24 protein-coding genes are annotated in these 22,318 nt (G+C 66.4%); 4 read left to right on the forward strand and 20 right to left on the reverse strand.

Annotated features, from left to right (window positions below; translation table 11 throughout):
• Positions 1-31 precede the first annotated feature (31 nt).
• From lpdA to lipA, 13 genes are all read right to left on the reverse strand, one after another.
• A complete protein-coding gene (gene lpdA, locus QE389_RS04060) occupies positions 32-1,438 on the reverse strand; it encodes a dihydrolipoyl dehydrogenase (RefSeq protein WP_307364806.1) in 1,407 nt (468 codons plus the stop codon).
• Positions 1,438-1,917, reverse strand: a complete 480-nt coding sequence (locus QE389_RS04065) for a glutathione peroxidase (protein ID WP_307364807.1) — start codon at positions 1,915-1,917, stop codon at positions 1,438-1,440. The genes lpdA and QE389_RS04065 overlap by 1 nt, the downstream gene beginning before the upstream one ends.
• A 13-nt stretch (positions 1,918-1,930) precedes the next feature.
• Entirely contained in the window at positions 1,931-3,226 is a 1,296-nt protein-coding gene (locus tag QE389_RS04070; protein ID WP_307364808.1) for a pyruvate dehydrogenase complex dihydrolipoamide acetyltransferase, read from the reverse strand.
• A complete protein-coding gene (locus tag QE389_RS04075; protein WP_307364810.1) occupies positions 3,223-4,602 on the reverse strand; it encodes a pyruvate dehydrogenase complex E1 component subunit beta in 1,380 nt (459 codons plus the stop codon). The genes QE389_RS04070 and QE389_RS04075 overlap by 4 nt, the downstream gene beginning before the upstream one ends.
• Positions 4,603-4,605: 3 nt before the next feature.
• Entirely contained in the window at positions 4,606-5,634 is a 1,029-nt protein-coding gene (gene pdhA / locus QE389_RS04080; protein ID WP_307364811.1) for a pyruvate dehydrogenase (acetyl-transferring) E1 component subunit alpha, read from the reverse strand.
• A 132-nt stretch (positions 5,635-5,766) separates the two neighbouring features.
• Complete coding sequence (locus QE389_RS04085) at positions 5,767-6,066, reverse strand: septum formation initiator family protein (protein WP_307368907.1); 300 nt, start codon at positions 6,064-6,066, stop codon at positions 5,767-5,769.
• Between the two features lie 136 nt (positions 6,067-6,202).
• Positions 6,203-7,480, reverse strand: coding sequence for a phosphopyruvate hydratase (gene eno / locus QE389_RS04090; RefSeq protein WP_307364812.1), 1,278 nt, complete (start codon positions 7,478-7,480; stop codon positions 6,203-6,205).
• A gap of 89 nt (positions 7,481-7,569) precedes the next feature.
• Entirely contained in the window at positions 7,570-8,175 is a 606-nt protein-coding gene (locus QE389_RS04095) for a hypothetical protein (RefSeq protein ID WP_307364813.1), read from the reverse strand.
• Between the two features lie 112 nt (positions 8,176-8,287).
• Entirely contained in the window at positions 8,288-8,470 is a 183-nt protein-coding gene (gene rpmF / locus QE389_RS04100; RefSeq protein ID WP_054765894.1) for a 50S ribosomal protein L32, read from the reverse strand.
• Positions 8,471-8,604: 134 nt separating this feature from the next.
• Positions 8,605-9,156 (reverse strand): sugar O-acetyltransferase, encoded by a 552-nt coding sequence (locus QE389_RS04105; RefSeq protein WP_307364814.1) that lies wholly within the window; start codon positions 9,154-9,156, stop codon positions 8,605-8,607.
• Positions 9,153-10,268 (reverse strand): NAD(P)/FAD-dependent oxidoreductase, encoded by a 1,116-nt coding sequence (locus QE389_RS04110; RefSeq protein WP_307364815.1) that lies wholly within the window; start codon positions 10,266-10,268, stop codon positions 9,153-9,155. Before QE389_RS04110 ends, QE389_RS04105 begins: the two co-directional genes overlap by 4 nt.
• On the reverse strand, positions 10,265-10,717 hold the full coding sequence (locus QE389_RS04115) for a type II toxin-antitoxin system RatA family toxin (RefSeq protein WP_307364816.1): 453 nt from the start codon (positions 10,715-10,717) through the stop codon (positions 10,265-10,267). The genes QE389_RS04110 and QE389_RS04115 overlap by 4 nt, the downstream gene beginning before the upstream one ends.
• Positions 10,718-10,723: 6 nt before the next feature.
• Positions 10,724-11,686: a lipoyl synthase gene (gene lipA, locus QE389_RS04120; RefSeq protein WP_307364817.1), complete on the reverse strand. Its 963-nt coding sequence runs from the start codon at positions 11,684-11,686 to the stop codon at positions 10,724-10,726.
• Between the two features lie 181 nt (positions 11,687-11,867).
• On the opposite strand from lipA, the gene QE389_RS04125 reads away from it, so the two are divergent.
• On the forward strand, positions 11,868-13,412 hold the full coding sequence (locus QE389_RS04125; protein ID WP_307364818.1) for an AMP-binding protein: 1,545 nt from the start codon (positions 11,868-11,870) through the stop codon (positions 13,410-13,412).
• Here QE389_RS04125 and ygiD read toward each other — a convergent pair whose 3' ends face one another.
• The 4 genes from ygiD to QE389_RS04145 are packed head-to-tail and all read right to left on the reverse strand — an operon-like array spanning position 13,413 to position 16,167.
• Positions 13,413-14,171 carry a 4,5-DOPA dioxygenase extradiol gene (ygiD, locus tag QE389_RS04130; RefSeq protein ID WP_307364819.1) on the reverse strand — a complete coding sequence of 253 codons (759 nt, stop codon included), beginning with the start codon at positions 14,169-14,171 and terminating at the stop codon, positions 13,413-13,415.
• 4 nt (positions 14,172-14,175) lie between these two features.
• Positions 14,176-14,778: an NAD(P)H:quinone oxidoreductase gene (gene wrbA / locus QE389_RS04135; RefSeq protein WP_307364820.1), complete on the reverse strand. Its 603-nt coding sequence runs from the start codon at positions 14,776-14,778 to the stop codon at positions 14,176-14,178.
• A 28-nt stretch (positions 14,779-14,806) separates the two neighbouring features.
• Positions 14,807-15,334, reverse strand: a complete 528-nt coding sequence (locus QE389_RS04140) for a hypothetical protein (RefSeq protein ID WP_307364821.1) — start codon at positions 15,332-15,334, stop codon at positions 14,807-14,809.
• On the reverse strand, positions 15,310-16,167 hold the full coding sequence (locus tag QE389_RS04145) for a M15 family metallopeptidase (protein ID WP_307364822.1): 858 nt from the start codon (positions 16,165-16,167) through the stop codon (positions 15,310-15,312). The genes QE389_RS04140 and QE389_RS04145 overlap by 25 nt, the downstream gene beginning before the upstream one ends.
• A gap of 126 nt (positions 16,168-16,293) precedes the next feature.
• Here QE389_RS04145 and QE389_RS04150 point away from each other — a divergent pair, with 126 nt between their 5' ends.
• From QE389_RS04150 to QE389_RS04160, 3 genes are read left to right on the forward strand one after another with little or no spacing between them, the layout of a single operon-like run.
• A complete protein-coding gene (locus tag QE389_RS04150; RefSeq protein ID WP_307364823.1) occupies positions 16,294-17,661 on the forward strand; it encodes an MFS transporter in 1,368 nt (455 codons plus the stop codon).
• Positions 17,658-18,446, forward strand: a complete 789-nt coding sequence (gene mazG, locus QE389_RS04155) for a nucleoside triphosphate pyrophosphohydrolase (RefSeq protein WP_307364824.1) — start codon at positions 17,658-17,660, stop codon at positions 18,444-18,446. Before QE389_RS04150 ends, mazG begins: the two co-directional genes overlap by 4 nt.
• On the forward strand, positions 18,443-19,099 hold the full coding sequence (locus QE389_RS04160) for an HAD family phosphatase (RefSeq protein ID WP_307364825.1): 657 nt from the start codon (positions 18,443-18,445) through the stop codon (positions 19,097-19,099). The genes mazG and QE389_RS04160 overlap by 4 nt, the downstream gene beginning before the upstream one ends.
• Before the next feature lie 4 nt (positions 19,100-19,103).
• Here QE389_RS04160 and QE389_RS04165 read toward each other — a convergent pair whose 3' ends face one another.
• Genes QE389_RS04165 through hfq form a run of 3 tightly spaced genes read right to left on the reverse strand, consistent with a single transcriptional unit; the run spans position 19,104 to position 22,307 of the window.
• Positions 19,104-20,744: a Na+/H+ antiporter gene (locus QE389_RS04165; protein ID WP_307364826.1), complete on the reverse strand. Its 1,641-nt coding sequence runs from the start codon at positions 20,742-20,744 to the stop codon at positions 19,104-19,106.
• A gap of 3 nt (positions 20,745-20,747) precedes the next feature.
• Positions 20,748-22,061 (reverse strand): GTPase HflX, encoded by a 1,314-nt coding sequence (hflX, locus tag QE389_RS04170; RefSeq protein WP_307364827.1) that lies wholly within the window; start codon positions 22,059-22,061, stop codon positions 20,748-20,750.
• Positions 22,062-22,307 carry an RNA chaperone Hfq gene (gene hfq, locus QE389_RS04175; RefSeq protein ID WP_003164861.1) on the reverse strand — a complete coding sequence of 82 codons (246 nt, stop codon included), beginning with the start codon at positions 22,305-22,307 and terminating at the stop codon, positions 22,062-22,064.
• Positions 22,308-22,318: the final 11 nt, after the last annotated feature.

Consider the following 22,318-nt stretch of genomic DNA (forward strand, 5'->3'; position numbering starts at 1 on the left):
GCTTTCGCCGGGATGAGCGGAGTGGGTCATTCTACAGGTGGATCGTCCGCCCATAGGCGTCCAGAGCCGCCTCATGCATCGCTTCCGACATGGTCGGGTGCGGATAGACGATGCCGTGGATGTCTTCCTCGGTCGCTTCCATGGCGATGGCGGTGACGTAGCCTTGGATCATCTCGGTCACTTCGTGGCCGATCATGTGGGCGCCGATCAGGGCGCCGGTTGCCGCGTCAAAGATCACCTTTACGAAGCCGTCGATCTCGCCGGCGGCCACGGCCTTGCCGTTCACGCGGAACGGGAAGCGGCCGATCTTGACCTCGCGCTTCTCGGCGCGGGCGGCCTGTTCCGTGACGCCGACCGAGGCGACCTGCGGCTGGGCGTAGGTGCAGCCGGCGATGGGCGAATGGACGTTCGGCGTCTTGTAGCCGGCGATGTGTTCGGCGGCGTGGATGCCTTCGTGCGACGCCTTATGCGCCAGCCAGGGCGCGCCGGCGCAATCGCCAATCGCGTAAAGGTCCTTCACATTGGTCTGGCAGTGGCTGTCGGTCTTGATGTGGCCGCGGTCCAGTTCGACGCCCAGGGCCTCCAGCCCGATGCCGTCCGTGTTGGCGGTGATGCCCACGGCCGAGATGCAGACCTCGGCTTCCAGAGCCTCGGCCTTTCCGCCGACCTCGATGTCCACCTTCACGCCCGAAGCGGTCTTGGAGACCTTCGTTACCTTGGCGCCGACCTTGAACTTGATCCCGCGCTTCTCGAACGACTTCTGGGCGGCCTTGGAGACCTCCTCGTCCTCGACCGGCATGATGCGGTCCACCGCCTCCACGACCGTCACCTCGGCGCCCAGGGCGCGGTAGAAGCTGGCGAACTCGATGCCGATGGCGCCCGAACCGATGACCACGAAGGTCTTGGGCAGTGTCTTGGGCGCCAGGGCGTCGCGGTAGGCCCAGATCTTGTCGCCGTCAGCCTCCAGACCGATCTGCGGCAAGGCGCGGGCGCGGGCGCCGACGGCCAGCATGACCGACTTGGCCTCGACCGTGCGCGAACCGCCGGCCTTCAGCGCGATGACCACCTTCGGAGCCGCCGCGCCTTTTTCGAGCTTGGCCGAACCCTCGATCACCTCGATCTTGTTCTTCTTCATCAGGAAGGCCACGCCCTTGTTCATCGTCGCTGCGACGCCGCGCGAACGCTGGATGATGGCGTCGAAATCGAACGACGCGCCCGACGCGGACAGGCCGTAGTCTTTCAAGTGGCTCAGGCTCTCGAACTTCTCGCCCGACTTCAGCAGGGCCTTGGTCGGGATGCAGCCCCAGTTCAGGCAGATGCCGCCCAGGTTCTCGCGCTCGACGATGGCGACCTTCTGGCCCAGTTGGCTTGCGCGAATGGCCGCGACGTAACCGCCGGGGCCCGAGCCGATGACGACGAGATCGAATTCAGCAGCCATTAGATCAACTTCTCGATGTCGGCCTTGATGGCCTCGGGTTCAGTCTGGGGGGCATAGCGGGCGACCACCCTGCCCTCGCGGTCGGTCAGGAACTTGGTGAAGTTCCATTTGATGGCCTTGGAGCCCAGGAAGCCGCGCTTCTGCTCGGTCAGCCAGGCGTAGAGCGGATGCCGGTTCGGCCCGTTGACCTCCACCTTGTCGAACAGGGGGAAGGTCACGTCGAAACTGGTCGCGCAGAAGGCGGCGATCTCCGCCGCCCTGCCCGGCTCCTGCTCGCCGAACTGGTTGCAGGGAAAACCCAGCACCTCGAACGGCCGGTCGGCGAAGGCGCGGTGCAGCGTCTCCAGCCCCGCATACTGGCCGGTGAAGCCGCATTTGGACGCCGTATTGACGATCAGCAGCGCCTGACCACGAAAGCGGTCGAGCGAAACCTCCGTGCCGTCGATGGCGCGGGCGGAGAAGTCATAGACCGAGGTCATGACTTCCTCTCCCCTACGCCAGCATCGCGACGGGATCTTCGATCAGCGGCTTGAACGCCTGCAGGAAGCGAGCGCCGGTCGCCCCGTCCACCACGCGGTGATCGCAGGTCAGGGTCACGGTCATGACGGTGGCCGGAACCACCTGCCCGTTCTTGACCACGGCTCTCTGTTCGCCCGCGCCCACGCTCATGATGCAGCCCTGGGGCTCGTTGATGATCGAGGTGAACTGTTTGATGCCGTACATGCCCAGATTGGACACCGAGAAGGTGCCGCCCTGGAATTCTTCCGGCTTCAGTTTCCGGTCGCGGGCGCGCTTGGCCAGGTCCTTGGACTCGGTCGCGATCTGCGCCAGGCCCTTGGTCTCGGCCTTCCTGATGATCGGAGTGATCAGGCCGCCGTCGATGGCCACGGCCATGGAGACGTCGGCGTTGTGGTGCATGGCGATGCCCTCGGGCGTGTAGGAGGCGTTCGCCTCCGGCACCAGCTTCAGCGCCAGGGCGGCGGCCTTGATGACGAAGTCGTTGACGGAGACCTTGATCCCTTGCGGCTCCAGCATCTTGTTGACCTTGGCGCGAACCGCCATCAGTTGGTCGATCTCGCAGTCGATGAACAGCGGGAAGTGCGGCACGTTCTGGATGCTGTCGACCATCCGGCGCGCGACGGCCTTCCTCATGCCGTCCAGCGGGATCAGGTCGTAGCTGCCGTCCGGAATGCCCATCTGGGCCAGCGACTGGGCCTTGCGCGGCTCGGCGGCGGTCGAAGACGACGCAGCGGAAGCGGCGGCCGGCTGGGCCGCGCCCTTCGGCGCTCCTTCCACGTCGCGCTTGACGATACGGCCGTGCGGGCCGGTGCCCTTGATGGTCTTCAGGTCCACCCCGTTCTGGGCCGCGATGCGGCGGGCCAGGGGCGAGGAGAATATGCGGTCGCCTCCAGACGTCTTGTTGTCCGCCTTGGGCGCAGGCGTCGCCGTTGCAACGGACGCTGCGGCCTTGGGCGCTTCAGCGGCCGGAGCAGCTTCGGCCTTGGGGGCCTCCTCCGTCTTGGCGGCTGGCTTGGGAGCTGCAGCGCCGCCCTCGTCTTTCAGGCGAGCGATGGGCGTATTGACCTTCACGCCTTCCGTGCCTTCCGCGACCAGAATGTCGGTGATTTCGCCCTCGTCGACCGCCTCGACTTCCATCGTGGCCTTGTCCGTCTCGATCTCGGCGATCACGTCGCCGGCGGAGACGACGTCTCCGACCTTGACGTGCCACTTGGCCAGAACGCCCTCCTCCATGGTCGGAGACAGGGCGGGCATCAGGATGTCGGTCATGCCATCACCTGCTTCACGGCTGCGATGATCTTGTCCACGCCCGGCAGCGACAGAGCTTCCAGATTGGCGGCGTAGGGCAGCGGCACGTCTTCCTGGTGAACCCGCAGCGGCGGGGCGTCCAGATAGTCGAAGGCTTCGGCGATGACGCAGGCTACGATCTCGGCGCCGACGCCCATCCGGCCCCAGCCTTCTTCGGCCGAAACTAGGCGGTTGGTCTTCTTGACGCTGTCGATGATGGTGTCGGTGTCCAGCGGGCGCAGGGTTCGCAGGTCCACGACCTCGCAGTCGATCCCCTCTTCGGCCAGCTTCTCGGCGGCCTGCAGGGCGAAGCCGACCATGCGGCTGTGGGCGGTGATCGTGACGTCCCTGCCTTCGCGGCGGACCTTGGCCTTGCCGATCGGCACGATCCAGTCCTCGACCTCCGGCACGTCGAACTCCAGGCCGTACATCATCTCGTGTTCGAGGAAGACGACGGGGTTGGGGTCGCGGATCGCCGCCTTCAGCAGGCCCTTGGCGTCGGCCGCGTCATAGGGGGCGATGACCTTCAGGCCCGGGACCTGGGCGTACCAGGCCGAATAGTCCTGACTGTGCTGGGCACCCACGCGGCTGGCGGCGCCGTTCGGGCCGCGAAACACCATCGGACAGCGAATCTGGCCGCCCGACATATACAGGGTCTTGGCCGCCGAGTTGATGATGTGGTCGATCGCCTGCATGGCGAAGTTGAACGTCATGAACTCCACGATCGGCTTCAGGCCCGCCATGGCGGCGCCGACGCCGACGCCGGCGAAGCCGTACTCGGTGATCGGGGTGTCGATGACGCGGCGGTCGCCGAACTCCTGCAGCAGTTCGCGGCTGACCTTATAGGCGCCCTGATACTGGGCGACTTCCTCGCCCATCAGGAACACCTTCTCGTCGCGGCGCATTTCCTCGGCCATGGCGTCGCGCAGGGCGTCGCGGATGGTGGTCTTGACCAGCTTGGCGTCGGCCGGGATTTCCGGATCGCGCAGTTCGACCTTGGGCGAGGCCGTCTGGGCCGGGGCCTTCTCGGGATCGCCGGTCTTGCCTTCAGCGGTGGCCTTGGGCGAATCAGCCTGAGCCTTGGCCGATTCCGTCTTCGGCGCAGGCGCAGCGGCCCCGTCCTCGCCCGCCAGTCGGGCGATGGGCGTATTGACCTTCACGTTCTCCGAGCCTTCGGGAACCAGGATTTCCAGAACCTCGCCCTCGTCCACGGCCTCGACTTCCATCGTGGCCTTGTCGGTTTCGATCTCGGCGATCACCTGGCCGGCCGACACGGTGTCGCCGGCCTTGATGAGCCATTTGGTCAGCGTGCCCTCTTCCATGGTGGGGGACAGCGCCGGCATCAGAATGTCGGTCACGGATCAGGCCTCCACGTAGACGTCGGTATAGAGCTCGGACGGATCCGGCTCCGGGCTCTCTTGAGCGAATTGCACGGCTTCGGCCACGATCGCCTTGATCTCGGCGTCGATGGCCTTCAGCTCCTCCTCGGTCGCCTTGGCGGCCGAGAGCAGCATTTTCAGATGGTCGATGGGGTCGCGGGTCTTCTTGACCTCGTCGACCTCTTCCTTGGTGCGGTATTTCGCCGGGTCGGACATCGAGTGGCCGCGATAACGATAGGTCTTCACTTCCAGGATGTAAGGGCCTTCGCCGGCGCGAGCGCGGGCCACGGCGCGGGCGGTGGCGTCGCGCACGGCCAGAACGTCCATGCCATCGACCTGTTCGCCCGGAATGCCGAAGCTGGCGCCGCGCATATAGAGTTCCGTCGTGGAGGACGAGCGTTCGATGCTCGTGCCCATGGCGTACTGGTTGTTCTCGATGATGTAGATGGCCGGCAGCTTCCACAGCTGGGCCATGTTGAAGCTCTCGTACACCTGGCCCTGGTTCGAAGCGCCGTCGCCGAAATAGACGAAGGCCACCGAATCGTCGCCGCGGTACTTGCCGGCGAAGGCCAGGCCCGTGCCCAGCGCGACCTGGGCGCCGACGATGCCGTGACCGCCATAGAATCCGGTCGGCACGTCGAACATGTGCATCGAGCCGCCCTTGCCCCTGGACGAACCGCCGATTCGGCCTGTCAGTTCGGCCATCACTTCCTTCGGGTCCATTCCGGCGGCCAGCATGTGGCCGTGGTCGCGGTAGCCGGTGATGATCTTGTCGTGGCCCTGTTTGACGCTCTCCTGAACGCCGACCGCCACGGCCTCCTGGCCGATGTACAGGTGGCAGAAGCCGCCGATCAGGCCCATGCCGTACAGCTGGCCGGCCCGCTCCTCGAAGCGGCGGATGAGGACCATCTCGCGGTAGAAGCGCAGCAGGTCTTCCTTTGACGCCGTGGGCGCATTGGGCAGTTTGTCAGGCGTGGTCGTCTGAGCAGTCTTGGCTGGGGCTTTCGCCATCCGGCATCTCCCGGCTAGGCGCCGATGAGCGACGCCTTCTTATCGTTACGGAAGGGGGCTTTAGCAGCCTTCCTTCCCGAAACGCAAAGGGGGGCCGCGTCGCCTGTAACAATAGTTCAACGCGGCGACGGCTTAGCTCTGAGCCGTCTGGGCCGGTACATGGACGACATAGTCGCGCGGGTCGGAAAATCCGAGGACGGCGCGCGCACGTTCTTCCAGCAGATCACGCGACAGGCTGTCGGACCGCAGATAGCGAACCCGCGTCTCCAGGTCGCGGCGTTGTTCGGTCAGATGCGCCAATTGGTCGGCGCGCTGAGCCAAGAGGCTGTCGCGCGAGGCGCCGCTGAGCAGGCCCCTTTCCCCCGTGAGCGCTTGAACGCCGAGATAGGCGACCAGAAGCAACAGGGCTAGGGACAGGCGATAAGGCTTCATTCGTTCAAGCACGCAACGCTCCTTCTGAGCGCGAAAACACAGTTCAGGAACCGTGCTCGAGAATGCCTAACAAATTGTAGCTTGACCGTAAGTTTCTCGGCGAAGAACGTCGATTCTCCGCCGAGAATTCAGCGTTCTAACGCAGCAGCATGCCGTCGCCGAAATAGACGCCCTGGTCGCCAAGCATCTCTTCGATGCGCAGCAGTTGGTTGTACTTGGCCACCCGATCCGAACGAGCCAGCGAGCCTGTCTTGATCTGCCCACAGTTGGTGGCGACGGCCAGGTCGGCGATGGTCGAATCCTCGGTCTCGCCCGAACGGTGGCTCATGACGGCCGTGTAGCCTGCGCGCTGAGCCATATCGACGGCGTCCAGGGTTTCGGACAGGGTGCCGATCTGGTTGACCTTGATCAGGATGGAGTTGGCCAGCCCCTCGCCGATGCCGGCGGCCAGACGCGCCGGGTTGGTCACGAACAGGTCGTCGCCGACCAGTTGGACCCGGTCGCCCAGGCGTTCGGTCAAAAGGCGCCAGCCGTCGAAATCGTCCTCGGCCATGCCGTCCTCGATCGAGACGATCGGGAAGCGCTCGCACAGGTCGGCCAGGTAGGCGACCATGCCCTCGGCGTCGACGGTCTTGCCCTCTCCCGTCATGACGTATTTGCCGTCCTTGAAGAACTCGGTCGAGGCGACGTCCAGGCCCAGGTGGAAGTCCTCGCCCGCCAGATAGCCGGCCGCCTGCCCCGCCTTGGTGATGAAGCTCAGCGCCTCGTCGGCCGAGGCCAGGTTCGGCGCGAAACCGCCCTCGTCGCCGACGTTGGTGTTGTGACCGGCATCCTTCAACTGCGTCTTCAGGGCGTGAAAAATCTCCGTGCCCATGCGCAGGGCCTCGGTGAAATTCTCCGCACCCGTCGGCAGGATCATGAACTCCTGAATGTCGATCGGATTGTCGGCGTGGGCGCCGCCGTTGATGATGTTCATCATCGGGGTCGGCAGGACGCGGGCCGAAACGCCGCCGATATAACGATAGAAGGGCAGATTGGCCGAAACGGCGCTGGCCTTGGCCACGGCCAGTGACACGCCCAGGATGGCGTTGGCGCCCAAGCGACCCTTGTTGGGCGTGCCGTCCAGGGCGATCATCGCCTCGTCTATGCGGCGCTGGTCTTCGGCGTCCATGCCGGACAGGGCGTCGAAGATTTCGCCGTTGACGGCGTCGACCGCCTTTTGGACGCCCTTGCCGCCCCAGACGTCCTTGTCGCCGTCACGCAGTTCCACGGCCTCGTGCGCGCCGGTGGAGGCGCCCGACGGCACGGCCGCACGACCGAACGAGCCGTCGTCCAGCGTCACATCGACTTCCACCGTCGGATTGCCCCGGCTGTCGAGAATCTGGCGGGCGACGATGTCGGCGATGTCGGTCATGGCTCGGCTCTTTGGCTCAAGGCGGGAAGAAGGTCTGACCGTTTAACCGCCTCCCCGCCAAACGCCAATGGGGCCGTGGCGTTCGGAACTCAGGAACAGCCTTCGACCAGTTGAATCGACGGATCGCCTGCATGGATCATGGCGACCTTGCCGTCCTCGCCGATCTCATAGCGGACGCCGCGCGCCGCCGGATCGGTGACATAGGCGGTCGATCCGCCCTTAGACCAGGCGAACAGATCCTCGGCCGGCGCAGCCCGATACTTGTGGGGCTGGGCGAAGACGGCGCCGCCATAGGTCTGTTTGATCGCCATGGCCGTATCACCCAGGCCCAAGCCGCGATCCGTCTTGATGGTCGCGCCGCGCGCCAGCGTGATTCGCGTCAGCACCCCGTCCTGAACCATGACCTGCACGCCCTCGGGCGCCTTTGCGGGATGGAAGATGTCGCAGGCTTGCGAATCGGGTCCGCCGACGGCGTTGGGCTGGGCGTCGTCGCCCCACGCCTTGACCAGATCGGCCCGCGTCATGCCGATCCGGGCCGGCCCCAGACCGTCTGCGGTCAGAATATCGGCGAGGGCGGGTTGAACAGCCGGCGCTTCGGCAGCGGGCGCCGGCGCGGCAGGCTCTGCCTGGCGCTGCTCGCAGGCCGCCAGGGTCAGGAGGCCAAGGACGCCGATGGCGGCGAAACGAATCATCATCGGAGGTTCTCCAGGCGGAAGCTTCGCCGTCTGGAACGCACGAAAACGGCGCGCGGCGGCACCGCGCGCCGTAAAAATCATCGTCCGGCCGAAACCGGATGCCGTGAAAGACCTAGTCTTCCTTGGGCGTCAGGACTTGACGGCCGCGATAGGTGCCGGTCTTCAGGTCGATGTGGTGCGGGCGCTTCAGCTCGCCGGTGTCCTTGTCCTCGACGTACACGTTCGAGGTCAGGGCGTCGTGGGCGCGGCGCATGTTGCGACGCGAGGGGGATACTTTGCGCTTCGGAACGGCCATGTCCGTCTCAATCTTCTAAGTCGGGCGCCGCCCAGAGCCGAAGCCTGTCTGGCGCGAAAACAATAGCGGCGGCCCGATAGAGCCGCCACGCGAGGCGCGGCTTATGCATGAACCGCGCGACGATTTCAAGGCGTTTAAGCGGGCGTCAGACGACGCACGATCTTCGCCGGATTGCCGACCACCACCACATCGGGCGGCACGTCCTTCGTCACAACGCTGCCGGCGCCGATCACCGACCGATCGCCGATGGTGACGCCGGCCAGGACTATGGCGCCGCCGCCGATCCAGACGTCGTCGCCGATGACGATGGGCCGCGCGGTCTCCGCCCCACGACGGGCCACGGCGTCCAGAGGATGTTCGGGGGTCAGAAGCTGCACGCCCGGTCCGGCCTGGAAGTTGTCGCCGATACGGATTTCGGCGCAGTCCAGAAAGACGCAGTTGGCGTTGACGAAGGCGCGCGCGCCGAAATGGATGTTGACGCCATAGTCGCAGAAGAAGCCCGGCATGATGATCGCCCGCCCGTCGACGGCGCGCACCAGTTCGTTGACCAGGACGCTGCGGCGGTCGCGGTCCGGTTCGGCGTTGATGGCGACGGTCAGGCCGACTGCCCGCGCGCGTCCGTCCCGCAGGTCCGGATCGCCGGGATCGTAAGGCAGGCCCGCCAGCATCTTTTCACGCTCGGTCATTGCACCTCCGTCAAGGCGGCGGCCACCGCCTCGCCGATGGCCAGGGAACTGGTCAGGCCGGGACTTTCGATGCCGAACAACGCCATCAGCCCATCGATTCCGTGATGCTCGCGCCCATGAAGCTGGAAGTCCGGTTGAGGCTGACCGGGTCCGTGCAGCTTGGGGCGAATGCCGGCGTAATCCGGCGTCAGCCGATGCGCGCTAACGCCTGGCCAGAAGCGGCGGATGTAACGCGCGAACTCTTCCGCCTTGGACGGATCGACCGAATAGTCCTCGGTCTCGACATAGGCCAGGTCAGGTCCGAACACGGCCTGGCCGCCCAGGTCCTTGCGATAGTGGGTGCCTAGCGCCCCGGGGATCGGCGGCGGATAGATCAGGCGATCGAACGGCGCCGGACCGGTCAGACGGAAATAGACGCCCTTGCCGAAATGGCCGGCGGGAATGTCCTGGGCCGGATAGCCCTCGATGTCCGCCACGACGGTTTGCGCCGACAGGCCCGGCGCTGTGACCAGAAGGCGGCTGGCGAGGGTCATCGCACCCTCCCCTCCGACCCGAATGGAAAAGCCGCCGCGCGTCAGCGGCTCGGCGCCCTCGAACGGGGCGGACACGACGACCGACCCGCCCGCATCCTCGATCTCGCCTTGCAGGGCCAGCATATAGCCGTGGCTGTCGAACAGGCCGCTCTCGGGCGACAGGATGGCGGCGTGGGCGTTCAACGCGGGCTCCAACCTCCGCGCCTGGGCGCCCGTCAGATGCGCCAGTCCCTCGACGCCGTTCGCCGTCGCCTGTTCGAAAATGGCCTCAATCCGCTCGACCTCGGCCTCTTCGGTCGCCACCACCAGCTTGCCGCAGCGGCGATAGTCGATCTTGCGGCTGTCCAGAAACGCATACAGCGCCCGCCGCCCCTCCACGCAGAACCGCGCCTTCAGGGAGCCGCTGGGATAGTAGAGGCCGCCGTGGATGACCTCGGAATTGCGCGAGGAGACGCCCTGGCCGATGTGGCCTTCCTTCTCCAGCACCAGCACCGTCAGGCCCCGCCTCGACAGCGCCCGACCGCAGGCCAGGCCGACGGCCCCGGCGCCTACGACGACCGCGTCGAAATCGAAGCTCATGATCCGCCATACCTGCGCCTGGCCTCAGCCTCGAAACAGCCGATCAGCTTTTCCACCGCCCGGTCGAAATTGGCCGACAGCATCAGGTCCAGCATCCGCGATTTGAAGGCGAAGTCGATCATGAACTCCAGCCGCGTGCCTTCGGGATGCGGGAAGAACTCCCAACGGTTCCTCAGATGCCTGAACGGACCGCGCAACAGGCCGACCTCGACCTTGGGCGCATTGCGGTCGTGGCGCACCCAGGTCGAGAACCGCTCTTTCAGCACCGCGAAGCCCACGCCCGCCTCGGCGTCCACAACGCTCACGCCCTCGGTCTCGACGCGGGGGTTCCAGACGCGCATCGACGTGACCCACGGCACGAAGTCGGGATAGGTCCGAACATCGGCCACCAGATCGGCCAGTTGCTGGGGCGCATAGGGCAATATGCGCGTGACGCGATGGACGGCCATTCGGTCCTAGCGGCGCAGCTGCGCCTCACGCGCCGCCTTCAGCCGCGCGAAGTCGTCGCCGGCATGGTGGGACGAGCGCGTCAGCGGCGAGGACGACACCATCAGGAAGCCCTTGGCCCGCGCGATGGCCTCATAGGCCTTGAACTCTTCCGGCGTGACGAAGCGGTCGATGGCGGCGTGTTTGCGCGTCGGCTGGAGGTATTGGCCGATGGTGATGAAGTCGACGCCGGCGGACCGCATGTCGTCCATCACCTGCATGACCTCCTCCTTGGTCTCGCCCAGGCCGACCATGATGCCGGACTTGGTGAACTGGTTCGGATCGCGCTCCTTGACCATCTGCAGCAGGCGCAGGGAATGGAAGTAGCGGGCGCCGGGCCGAATCTTCAGATACAGGCGCGGCACGGTTTCGAGGTTGTGGTTGAAGACGTCCGGCCTGGCGTCGATCATGACGGCCGCCGCGCCGTCCTTCCTCAGGAAGTCTGGCGTCAGGATCTCGATGGTGGTGTTCGGCGCCTGGAGGCGGATCTGGCGCACCACCTCGGCGAAGTGGGCTGCGCCGCCATCCGACACGTCGTCGCGGTCGACCGAGGTGATGACGACATGGTTCAGACCCATCTGGGCGACGGCCAGGCCCACCTTGCCCGGCTCCTCCGGGTCCAGCGGCTGCGGCAGGCCCGTCTTCACGTTGCAGAAGGCGCAGGCCCGCGTGCAGGTGTCGCCCATGATCATCAGGGTGGCGTGCTTCTGGCTCCAGCACTCGCCGATGTTCGGGCAGGCCGCCTCTTCACAGACGGTGTGAAGGCCCTTGGAGCGCACGATCTCCTTCGTGGCGTTGTACTGGCCCGACCCCGGCGCCTTCACGCGCAGCCAGTCGGGCTTTTTCAGAACGACCGTTTCGGGCCGGTTCTGCTTTTCCGGGTGGCGCAGTTCCGACGGCTTGCGCTGCAGGGTGTCGATCAGTGTGACCATGGGCGGTATTTCGGACTTTGCGGCCGTTTAGGCAAGGCAAACCGGGTTACAGACCTCCCGCAGGCGTGATGGCGCCCCGACCTCACGGTCCGTAACGCATCTTTTCAAGATGACCCGGCGTCATTAATGACTGACGCCCCAATGACAGAGAGGGTTCGAACGCCCTCCGTAGGAGACGCGCTTGCGCCAGCCCCTGGATTCCTCGCTCTACGACGTATCGCTGATCGACGCCCTGATCGAGGCGCGGGCGAAGTTCGGCGACAAGGAAATCCTGGAGGACCAGGACCGCCATCCCCTGACCTACACCGGCCTGATCCGCGCGGCCTTCGTTCTGGGCCGCAAGATCGCGCACATGACCAGCCTGGGCGAACGGGTGGCCATTCTGCTGCCGTCCTCCATGGGCGTTGTCGTCACCTTCTTCGGCCTGCACGCCCACGGCCGCGTGCCGGTCATGCTGAACTTCACCGCCGGCGAGGCCAATCTGAAAGCGGCGATCCAGGCGTCGGGCGTCAAGAAGGTGCTGACCGCCAAACGCTTCATCGACCAGGCCAAGCTGGACGATCTGATCGTGGAGCTCAAGACGGTCGCCGACATCGTCTGGCTGGACGACGTGCGCAAGACCATCGGGCTTCAGGACAAGCTGTACGGTCTCGCGGCGGGCGCCGCGCCCAAGCGGTTCCGCGTCAGGACCGATCCCGACGCGCCGGGCGTTGTCCTGTTCACTTCCGGCAGCTTCGGCACGCCCAAGGGCGTGGTCCTCAGCCAGAAGAACCTGGTCGCAAACGCCCGTCAGGTGGCGGCCCATATCGACCTGAAGCCGGAATGGGTGATGTTCAATCCCCTGCCGACCTTCCACTGTTTCGGCCTGACCGGCGGGGTCATTCTGCCCCTGCTCCAGGGCCTGAAGGCGTTCGAATACCCGTCGCCGCTGCACGCCAAACAGATCACCGACCTCTTGCCCCAGGTGAAGGCGTCGATCCTGTTCGCCACCGACACCTTCCTCAGCCAGTACGCCCGCGTAGCGGAACCCGACGACTTCGCCACCCTTCAGTTCGCCGTGGCCGGCGCCGAGAAGGTGCGCGAAGAGACCCGCGCCCTGTTCAACAGCAAGTTCGGCGGCGTCGAATTGCTGGAGGGCTATGGCGCGACCGAGGCCTCGCCCGTCGTCGCCGTCAACCATCCCGACCGCAACGCGCCGGGCACCGTCGGCCAGATCCTGCCGGGCATGGACTGGAAGCTGGAGCCGGTCGAAGGCATCGAGGGAGGCGGCCGTCTGCTGCTGAAGGGGCCGAACGTCATGAGCGGCTATGTGACGTCCGCCGAGCCCCTGTCCTGGGACGTCGTCGGCGACGAGTGGCTGGACACCGGCGACATCGTCGATGTGGACGCCGATGGCTATGTCACCATCAAGGGCCGCGCCAAACGCTTCGCCAAGATCGGCGGCGAAATGGTCTCACTGACCGCCGTGGAAGGCATCGCCGGCGCCGTCTGGCCGGAACAGCGCCACGCCGTCGTCTCCATCCCCGACAGCCGCAAGGGCGAGAAACTTGTCCTGGTCACGGACCACGCCGGGGCCGAGGTCGCGCCCCTGGCCGAATGGGCACGCGCCAACGGCGCCCCCGAACTGGTCGTGCCCAAAAAGATCGTCAAGGTCGCCGAAGTGCCGGTCCTGGGCACCGGTAAGACCGACTATGTCGCCATCCAGAAGATGGTCGAGGCGACCTGATCAGCCGATCCGCACGCCCGTCATCGAGATCGAACCGCCGTCGATGCTGTCGTTGAAGAAGCTGACAGGTTCACCGGGCTGCTGCTGGGCGGCGATATAGAGGACAGGCAGATAGTGTTCGTCGGTCGGTACGCTCAGTTGGGCGTCCTCGGCCAAGCCGACCCAGTCGATCAGCGCTTCGTGGTCGCCGATCAGGAAGGCGTGTTTCACCGCCTCGTTGAACCCGGTCGCCCAGGCATAGGGTTCGGCCCCCGCGTCGCGCTTCCACGTCCGCAGATTATGGACGAAGTCGCCCGAACCGGCGATCACGATTCCCTCGTCCCTCAGCGGCGCAAGGGCCTTGGCCAGCGTATAGTGCTGACGCCCCGTCAGGTCGCGGTTCAGCGACAACTGCACCACCGGCACGTCCGCCTGAGGCCAGACGTGGCGCAAGACCGACCAGGTTCCGTGGTCCAGCCCCCATTGCTGCGTCTGGATGGCGCCGGTCAGTTCCGACACACGGGCCGCCAGGGCGGGCGACCCGCGCGCCGGATACTGCATTTCATGAAGTTCGCGTGGAAAGCCCCCGAAATCGTGAATGGTTTCGGGTTCTTCCTGCGCCGTGACGCCCAGCCCGCGCGTCTCCCAGTGGGCGGAGACCATCACCACCCCCTTGGGTTTGCCGACCGCGTCGCCCAAGTCGCGCCAAGCAGCCGTGAAAGGACCGCCTAGCGCGTTCATGGGCGAACCGTGGCCAAAGAAAAGAGCGGGCTGGCGCATCGGATCAGCCGTGCAGCTTCTTGGCCAGCTCGGCGATATGCTTGCCCTGGAACTTGGCGCCGTCCAGTTCGATTTCGCTGGGCAAACGCGATCCATCGCCGCCGGTGATCGTCGTCGCCCCATAGGGCGAACCGCCGTGGACGGCGTCCAGAGTCATCTGAGCCTGATAGGAATAGGGCAGACCCACGACCGGCATGCCGTGGTGCATGAAGAAGTTGTGCAGGCCCTGGAAGGTTGTTTCCTGACCGCCGTGCTGGGTCGCCGTGGCGGTGAAGGCGCCGCCGATCTTGCCGATCAGAGCGCCCGTGAACCACAGGCCGCCGGCCTGATCCAGGAAGGCGCGCATCTGCGAAGCGGCCGAGCCGAAGCGGGTGCCGGCGCCGATGATGATGGCGTCATAGTCCTTGAGATCGTCGATCTTGGCGATCGGCGCCTTCTGATCCAGCTTGTAGCCCGAGGCCTTGGCCAGCTCTTCGGGCACGGTTTCCGGGACGCGCTTGATGTCGACGACGGCGCCTTCGACCTCGCGCGCGCCCTCGGCGACGGCTTCGGCCATGGCTTCGATATGGCCGTAAGTCGAATGATAGAGGACGAGAATCTTGGGCATGGTGGAGGCTCCGAATTGATGCAGGCCGCTATTCGCAACAACGACCGTTGCTAACTTGGCGCGTCCTTGGATCGGTTTCAAGCCCCATGGGCGGTTCCGATGCATCGAACGGACAAAGGCGGTCGTAGAAGGCCAGCTCTGCGGGCGCGCAACCGCTCCGACGCGCATGAAAACGATGCTCCATCACCATGGCCTGCTGCTCGATGTTCAGCCCCGCCCACCGGCAGCCGTCGTCGGCGACATAGGCGTAGGACGCCGGGCGGTCCCCGGCCTTGAGCTTGGCGATCAGCAGATTGACGCCCTGCTGGGCCTGCCAGACGTGCGTCAATTCATGCACCAGCACGCCCTGAACCTGGGACGAAGCCTCGGCGAAATCGGCGACCAGGCTTCGCCGAGGCCAGACGATCCAGTCACGCCCGAACCAGCGTCCGGCGACGAAAGCCCGCGCGAAGGGCCAGCCGATCAGTCGGATGCGGACCAGCCGCAGGGCGCCGCCGAAGGCTTCGCGCGCCAGGGCCGCCTCTGCGGGCGTCAGGGCGCGAACGAAGGATCCCATGGCCGCACATACTCCCAATGCCAAGGCTCGAAGACATAGGGCGCAAAGCCGAACCGCCCGGCGTTGGCCACAAGCCAGCGATAGGTCGCCCCGCGCGCCATGGCCTGTCGGCTGGCCGGAAGCGTCGAATCGACGTTCAGGCCATGCGCCCGTCCCACATACAGATCGACCGCCGTGCCCGTCCGGTGCGCCGAACAGACGGCGCGCCGCAGGCCGTCGCAATTGCCCTGCTTGGCGCAGCGCGCCGCATCCGCCTCCGGATCGCGGAAGCCTGAGAATATCTGCAACAGCTCCGGATCGGCGGCGATTTCCGAAACCTCGGCTCGCGCCGCCGCAGCCATCCGGCGATAGGCGTCCAGCACGTCGCGCCGCAACAGCCGCGTCAGCCGGTCGGCGTGCTCTTCCGAAGCCACCAGATAGCCCAGCTGATTGATCGGCGGCGGATCGGGGCATTCCCCGCGCGTCCGGGCCATGACGAAGGGCCGCCGTTCCTGCCAGACGCCCTTGAAGACCTGAAAGGTCGCGCTGTCGAACAGGCCGGTCGGCGCCAGGCCGTGCGTCTGCTGAAACCCGGCCAATTGCGAGGCGAAGACCGGCGTGCCCGGCCCGCACCGGGTGTGAAGCTCCTGCTGGATCAGCGGCAGATAGGTCTCCCATCCCCATTCGGTCGCGCCAAACGGCGCCCATTCCAGCGAATAGTAGGAGATGGCGTTGCTCAATCCCTGATCGCGCCACAGGTCGGCGTTCGTATGGCACGGCCCCGCCGCGCGCGCCCCGACGGCGCTGGCCGCGATCAGGCAGAAGGACAGGACCGCGAGGAGACGCCGCAACATGCGTGCAGCAAGCCCCAAGCCGCGGATTCCGACAAGCGCCAATCGACGGCTTGGCGGTGCAAGAGCGGCCGATCACTGGCATGGTGCGTGCGCGGCCGACTCGCGCCGTCTTTCGCAGGACCAACGATGTCCACCGTGGCCGCCCCGACCGCGCCTCGCCGCTCCAACGCCGTGCTGGCGGCCTTCTCCGGCCCCTGCCTGCCGCTGGCGGCCTTCGGCGTCGCCTTGCCCGTCACCCTGCCCGAGTTTTACGCCACCTTCGTGGGGCTGGAGCTGGGGGTGTTGGCGGCCGTCTTCATGGCGGTGCGGCTCATCGACATCGTCTTCGACCCCTTCATCGGCTGGGGCATGGACCGGACCAAGACGCGGTTCGGCCGCTATCGGCCCTGGATGGCCCTGTCGACGCCCATGCTGATGCTGGCGGCCTTCATGATGTTCGTGGTCGTCCAGCCGGGCGCGCCGCCCGTCTATCTGTTCGGCTGGCTGCTGTTCCTCTACCTGGGCTTCTCCATCGGCACCCTGGGTCAGCTGGGCTGGGCGGCGGTCCTGGCGCCGCAGTACGACCAGCGCAGCCGGGTCTATGGCTGGTGGCAGGTGTTCAACATCGTCGGGGTGGTGTTGATCCTGGTTCTGCCGACCATCGTGGTGAAGACGGGCGTCGGGGACTATGCGGCGGGCGTCCGCATCATGGGCTGGGCCATCGTCATCGCCCTGCCCGTCACCATCGGCCTGGCCATGATCGCCGTGCCGGAGCCCGTGACCAAGGGCGATCAGCCGCACGGCAGTCTGAAGGCTTATCTGTCGCTGCTGGGCCAGAAGACGGTGCGAAAGCTCCTGATCGCCGACCTTCTTCTGGGCGTCGCGCCCGGCATCACCGGGTCGCTGTTGTTCTTCTTCTTCGGTCAGATCCGGGGCTACGACCACACCCAGGCCGGGCTGTTCATGCTGGTCTATTTCATCGCCGGCCTGTGCGGCGCGCCCTTCTGGGCCTGGTTCGCCACCCGCGTAGGCAAGGACAAGGGCCTGGCGGTCGCCAGCATCGTCTCGGCCGTTCTCTATGTCGGGGCGACCCTGGTTCCCGGCGGCGCCTTCGCCCTGACGGCCGTGGTCATGTTCATCGCCGGCCTGCCCTACGCCGCTGGCCTGTTCCTGACCCGCGCCATGATGGCCGATGCCGGTGACGAAGAGCGGTTCGAAACCGGCGTGGACCGCACGGGGTTGATGCTGTCGATCCTGTCGGCCACGACCAAGATCGGCCACGTCTTCGCCCTGATCCCCTATCTGATCCTGCAGTGGGTCGGTTTCCGCGCCGTTCCGGGCGTGGCAGGCAACAGCGAGACGGCGCTGATCACCCTGCAGGTCCTGTTCATCGCCGTGCCGGGCGTTCTGCTGGCCCTGGCCGCCCTGGCCCTCAGGAATTATCCGCTGACCGCCGCGCGCCACAACGCCATTCGTAAGGCGCTGGACGAACGCGACGCCGGGGTCCGGGCATGAGACCCGTCGACCGCCTGCTGGCCATCATGGAGCGGCTGCGCGACCGGGAGGGCGGCTGCCCCTGGGACGTGGAGCAGACCTTCGCCACCATCGCCCCCTACACCATCGAGGAAGCCTACGAGGTCGCCGACGCCATCGAGCGCAACGACCTGAACGAGTTGAAGGGCGAACTCGGGGACCTGCTGTTTCAGGTCGTCTTCCATGCCCGCATGGCCGAGGAACAGGGGCTGTTCGCCTTCGACGACGTGGTCACGGCCATTGCCGACAAGCTGGAACGCCGCCATCCCCATGTCTTCGGCGCGGAGCTCCAGCGCACCTCGAAAGAACAGACCCTCGCCTGGGAGGTTATCAAGGCCGCCGAGCGCAAGGACCGCCAGAAGCCCGGCGTCCTGGACGACGTGCCGGTCGGCCTGCCCGCCCTGACCCGCGCCGCCAAGCTGACGAAGCGCGCCGGCCGCGTCGGCTTTGACTGGCCCTCGACCGACGAGGTGTTCGACAAGCTGGCCGAAGAGGTCGAGGAACTGCGCGTCGAAATCGCCGCCGGCGACCAGGCCAAGGTCCGCGAGGAGCTGGGCGACCTGCTGTTCGTCGTCGCCAATCTGGCGCGCAAGCTGGACGTCGAACCCGAAGACGCCCTGCGCGCCGCCAACGCCAAATTCGTGCGCCGCTTCGGCTTCATCGAGGCCGAACTGGGCAAGGATGGCAGCACGCCGGATCAATCGACGCTCGAAGAGATGGACCGCCTCTGGGACGCCGCAAAGGCCGCCGAAAAGCGCGCCTCGTGACCTACGACCTGATCATCTTCGACTATGACGGCGTCGTCGCCGACAGCGAAGTGCTGAACAGCACCGTCATGGCCGAACAGCTGACGGCCATCGGCCTGCCGACGACCCTGGAGCAGGTGTTGAGCGCCTATACGGGCAAGCGTTGGCGCGACAACCGGCCGGTGGTCGAGGCGGCCCTGGGCGGCGCCTGTCCCGAAGATTTCCACACCACCTGGTTCGCCACCTGCCGCGCCCGCGCGCCGCAGCAGTTGAAGCCCGTGCCAGGCGTCGTGGACTTTTTGACTGCGCGCAGCGAACCGCGCTGCATCGCCTCTTCCAGCGGCCCCGACTGGATCGGCGTCGGCCTGGACCTGTTCGGCCTCAGCGACCATTTCCACGGTGCGGTCTTCACCGGCCTGGCGGTCGAACGGGGCAAGCCCCATCCCGACCTGTTCCTGCATGCGGCGCAAAGCCTGGGGGCCGACCCGGCCCGGACCCTGGTGATCGAAGACAGCGAAGCGGGCGTGACGGCCGGCGTGGCGGCGGGCATGACGGTCGTGGGCCTGACCGCCGGCGGCCACGTCCGCGACGGCCACGCGGAGCGCCTGATCGCGCGCGGCGCCCATCACATCGCCGACAGCTACGCCGCCGTCGGCGCCTTCATGGCGCGCTGATCCGTCAGAGGTAGCGCAGTTCCTGCAGATCGACCTCGCGGATCAGGCGTCGCGCGGTCTCCTCGTCCAGTCGGCGCGCCCGGCTCAGGCGCGTGAACTCGGCCCGTTCCGCCGACAGACCCGCCAGGCGAAGATGCCGCTCGATCTGATCCATCTGGCGCGCCACTTCCAGATCGTCCTCGTCGCGGCGCGTCCGGCTCTCGATCCGGCGGCGATAGATCTCCATCAATCGCGTGGCGATCTCGGAATAGAGGTCGGGGTTGGGCTTGCCCTCAGCCATGGCGTGGGACACGTCCTCGATGGCGCGCAGGGCGGCGGTGGCGGCGGCGATCCGGCTACGGTCCTCCTCCTGCTGGTGCGACGGCTCGGGCGGCAGTTCGATGTGCTTCATCAGGCGCGGCAGGGCGAAGGTCGCCAGCACCAGCGACACGATGATCACCCCCGCCGCCAGAAAGATCGCCAGATTGCGCGACGGCATGGGCGATCCGTCCCCCACCACGAACGGCAGGGTCAGAATACCCGCCAGGGTGATGGCCCCGCGCACGCCCGCCAGGGACATAACCATCGTCAGACGCAGACCCACCTTGGGCGGCGGCCCGCGATGGCGACGGCGGAACAGGGTCAGCTTCAGCGAGGTCCACACCCATACGAACCGCAGCGCCGCCAGGGCCCCGACGATGGCCAGCACATAGACCGCCAGCCACCAGACCTCGGGCCGGCTCGTGCCCGCCACCACCTCGGCCGCGCGCGCCATGATCGAGGGCATCTGCTCGCCCAGGATCACGAAGATGAAGCCGTTGGCGACGAACTGCACCGTGTCCCACACCACCGCGCGCCGGATGCGGGTCATGGCCAGAGACTGGCCGTTCGCCCCGCCGCCGCGTTCGGTGAAACTCATGGTCACGCCGGCGGCCACCGCCGCCAGAATGCCCGAGGCGTGAAGCTCTTCCGCCACCAGATAGGCCGCGAACGGGATCAGCAGGCTGACCAGTATCTGGGCGCCCACATCCTCGCCCCAGCGCCGGCTGACGAATCCCTTGGCGTAGCTGATGGCCAGGGTCACGCCGACGCCGACCGCCACCCCCGCCAGGGCCAGCCAGGCGAAGGTTCCGACCGCATGGCCGACGGAGAAGGCGCCGGTCGTCGCCGCGATCACGGCGATGCGCATGCAGGTCAGGCCGGTCGCATCGTTCAGCAGAGATTCGCCTTCCAGAATATGCATCAGCCGCTTGGGGATCGGGGCGCGGGCGGCGATGGCCTGAACCGCGATGGGATCGGTCGGCGACAGGATGGCGGCCAGGGCGAAGGCGACCGCCAGCGGCATCTCCGGGATCATCCACCAGATCATGAAGCCCAGGCCGACCACGGTGAACAGCACCAGACCCAGCGCCAGCTCCAGGATCACCGCGCGGTCGCGGAACAGGTCTTCCTTGGGGATGCGCCAGCCGTCCAGGAACAGCAGCGGCGGCAGGAACAGCAGGAAGAAGATGTCGGGCTTCAGGTCCACCGTCGAACCCGTCACCATGACGATGGCCGCCCCCAGCGCGATCTGCACCAGAGGCAGAGCGACGCGCGTGATCCGTGCGATCGAACCCGACACCACGACGGCCAGAAGCAGCAGCAGGACGGTTTCGATCAGATGCATGGATCAGCGGGTCAGGTGAGGATACAGGCGCTCGAATCGCCCCAGGGCCGCAGGGTGCAGCCGCACCGTGACCTCAGTACGGCCAAGTTCGTCGGTCGCGCGCGACGTGACCCGCCCGTGTTCGTAAAGCCAGGCCAGGGCCTCGCCCTGATCGGGCTCCAGCACCACATGGCTTTCCGGATCGTCGTCGATCAGACCGGCGATGATCTGGCGCAGTTCCTCGACGCCCTCCCCGGTCCAGGCCGAAACCGCCACCGCCTCTCCGGCCTTGGCCAGACGCTGGGCTTGACCCAGCACCGCCTCGCGGACCTCGTCCTTCAGCAGATCGGTCTTGTTCCAGACCTCCAGGACGCGCCGCGTCTTGCCCTCGGGCGTCTCGATCTGCTTCAGAACCGCCTCGACATCGGCTGCCTGGGCGTCGCTGTCGTCCGAAGCGATGTCGCGGACATGCAGGATCAGGTCGGCCTCCCCGACCTCCTCCAGCGTCGCCCGGAAGCTCTCGACCAGTTCGTGCGGCAGGTCGGAGATGAAGCCGACGGTGTCGGCCACGATGGCCGGTCGCCCCTGCGGCAGGCGGATGGTGCGCTGGGTCGTGTCCAGGGTGGCGAACAACAGGTCTTTGGCGAAGACCTCCGACCCCGTCAGCCGATTGAACAGGGTCGACTTGCCCGCATTGGTGTAGCCGACCAGGGCGATGGTCGGGAACGGAACCTTCTGGCGCTGCTTGCGATGCAGGCCGCGCGTGCGACGCACCTCTTCCAGCTCGGCTTTCAGCCGCACGATCCGGTCGGCGATCAGACGCCGATCCAGCTCGATCTGGGTTTCCCCCGGCCCGCCGGTCGAGCCGGTGCCGCCCCGCTGGCGTTCCAGGTGGGTCCAGGTCCGCACCAGACGCGACCGCTCATAATCCAGCCGCGCCAGTTCGACCTGCAGCCGGCCTTCCTTGGTCCGGGCGCGACGGCCGAAGATTTCCAGAATCAGGCCGGTGCGGTCGATGACCTTCACCTCCCACGCCTTCTCCAGATTGCGCTGCTGCACAGGCGTCAGGGCGTCGTCGATGATGGCGACGTCGGCCTCGGCCGCCCGCATCAGGGCGGCCAGTTCCTCCACCTTGCCAGAGCCGAACAGGGTGGCGGGCGCGATCTTTCGCACGCGCACGATCTCCTCGGCCTGGATGTCCAGGTCCAGGGCGCGGGCAAGGCCGGTCGCCTCGGCCAGCCGTTCCTCGGCCAGGCGCGGCGAGTCCGACCGTCCGTCGGGGTGGATGACGACCGCCCGCTGAACGGGGGCGGCGTGATCGATCAGTTTTTGGGTCAATCAGTCTTCTTCGGCGTCAGGCTCGTACAGTTGCACGGGCGCGGACGGCATGATGGTGGAGATGGCGTGCTTATACACCAGCTGGGACTGGCCATCGCGGCGCAGCAGCACACAGAAGTTGTCGAACCAGGTCACGATGCCCTGCAGCTTGACCCCATTGACCAGGAAGATGGTCAAGGGCGTCTTGGTCTTGCGGACCGAGTTGAGGAAGGTGTCCTGAAGGTTCTGACGTTTGTCTTGCGACATGGCAGGTTGTT

The sequence above is a fragment of the Brevundimonas sp. SORGH_AS_0993 genome, from assembly GCF_030818545.1.
GTDB lineage: Bacteria > Pseudomonadota > Alphaproteobacteria > Caulobacterales > Caulobacteraceae > Brevundimonas.

Bases quoted from the DNA above. Each gene is read 5' to 3' on its own strand.
- lpdA (WP_307364806.1), bottom strand. From the start codon at position 1,438: ATGGCTGCTGAATTCGATCTCGTCGTCATCGGCTCGGGCCCCGGCGGT.
- QE389_RS04065 (WP_307364807.1), bottom strand. From the start codon at position 1,917: ATGACCTCGGTCTATGACTTCTCCGCCCGCGCCATCGACGGCACGGAG.
- QE389_RS04070 (WP_307364808.1), bottom strand. From the start codon at position 3,226: ATGACCGACATCCTGATGCCCGCCCTGTCTCCGACCATGGAGGAGGGC.
- pdhA (WP_307364811.1), bottom strand. From the start codon at position 5,634: ATGGCGAAAGCCCCAGCCAAGACTGCTCAGACGACCACGCCTGACAAA.
- QE389_RS04085 (WP_307368907.1), bottom strand. From the start codon at position 6,066: ATGAAGCCTTATCGCCTGTCCCTAGCCCTGTTGCTTCTGGTCGCCTAT.
- eno (WP_307364812.1), bottom strand. From the start codon at position 7,480: ATGACCGACATCGCCGACATCGTCGCCCGCCAGATTCTCGACAGCCGG.
- QE389_RS04095 (WP_307364813.1), bottom strand. From the start codon at position 8,175: ATGATGATTCGTTTCGCCGCCATCGGCGTCCTTGGCCTCCTGACCCTG.
- rpmF (WP_054765894.1), bottom strand. From the start codon at position 8,470: ATGGCCGTTCCGAAGCGCAAAGTATCCCCCTCGCGTCGCAACATGCGC.
- QE389_RS04105 (WP_307364814.1), bottom strand. From the start codon at position 9,156: ATGACCGAGCGTGAAAAGATGCTGGCGGGCCTGCCTTACGATCCCGGC.
- QE389_RS04110 (WP_307364815.1), bottom strand. From the start codon at position 10,268: ATGAGCTTCGATTTCGACGCGGTCGTCGTAGGCGCCGGGGCCGTCGGC.
- QE389_RS04115 (WP_307364816.1), bottom strand. From the start codon at position 10,717: ATGGCCGTCCATCGCGTCACGCGCATATTGCCCTATGCGCCCCAGCAA.
- lipA (WP_307364817.1), bottom strand. From the start codon at position 11,686: ATGGTCACACTGATCGACACCCTGCAGCGCAAGCCGTCGGAACTGCGC.
- ygiD (WP_307364819.1), bottom strand. From the start codon at position 14,171: ATGCGCCAGCCCGCTCTTTTCTTTGGCCACGGTTCGCCCATGAACGCG.
- wrbA (WP_307364820.1), bottom strand. From the start codon at position 14,778: ATGCCCAAGATTCTCGTCCTCTATCATTCGACTTACGGCCATATCGAA.
- QE389_RS04140 (WP_307364821.1), bottom strand. From the start codon at position 15,334: ATGGGATCCTTCGTTCGCGCCCTGACGCCCGCAGAGGCGGCCCTGGCG.
- QE389_RS04145 (WP_307364822.1), bottom strand. From the start codon at position 16,167: ATGTTGCGGCGTCTCCTCGCGGTCCTGTCCTTCTGCCTGATCGCGGCC.
- QE389_RS04150 (WP_307364823.1), top strand. From the start codon at position 16,294: ATGTCCACCGTGGCCGCCCCGACCGCGCCTCGCCGCTCCAACGCCGTG.
- mazG (WP_307364824.1), top strand. From the start codon at position 17,658: ATGAGACCCGTCGACCGCCTGCTGGCCATCATGGAGCGGCTGCGCGAC.
- QE389_RS04165 (WP_307364826.1), bottom strand. From the start codon at position 20,744: ATGCATCTGATCGAAACCGTCCTGCTGCTGCTTCTGGCCGTCGTGGTG.
- hfq (WP_003164861.1), bottom strand. From the start codon at position 22,307: ATGTCGCAAGACAAACGTCAGAACCTTCAGGACACCTTCCTCAACTCG.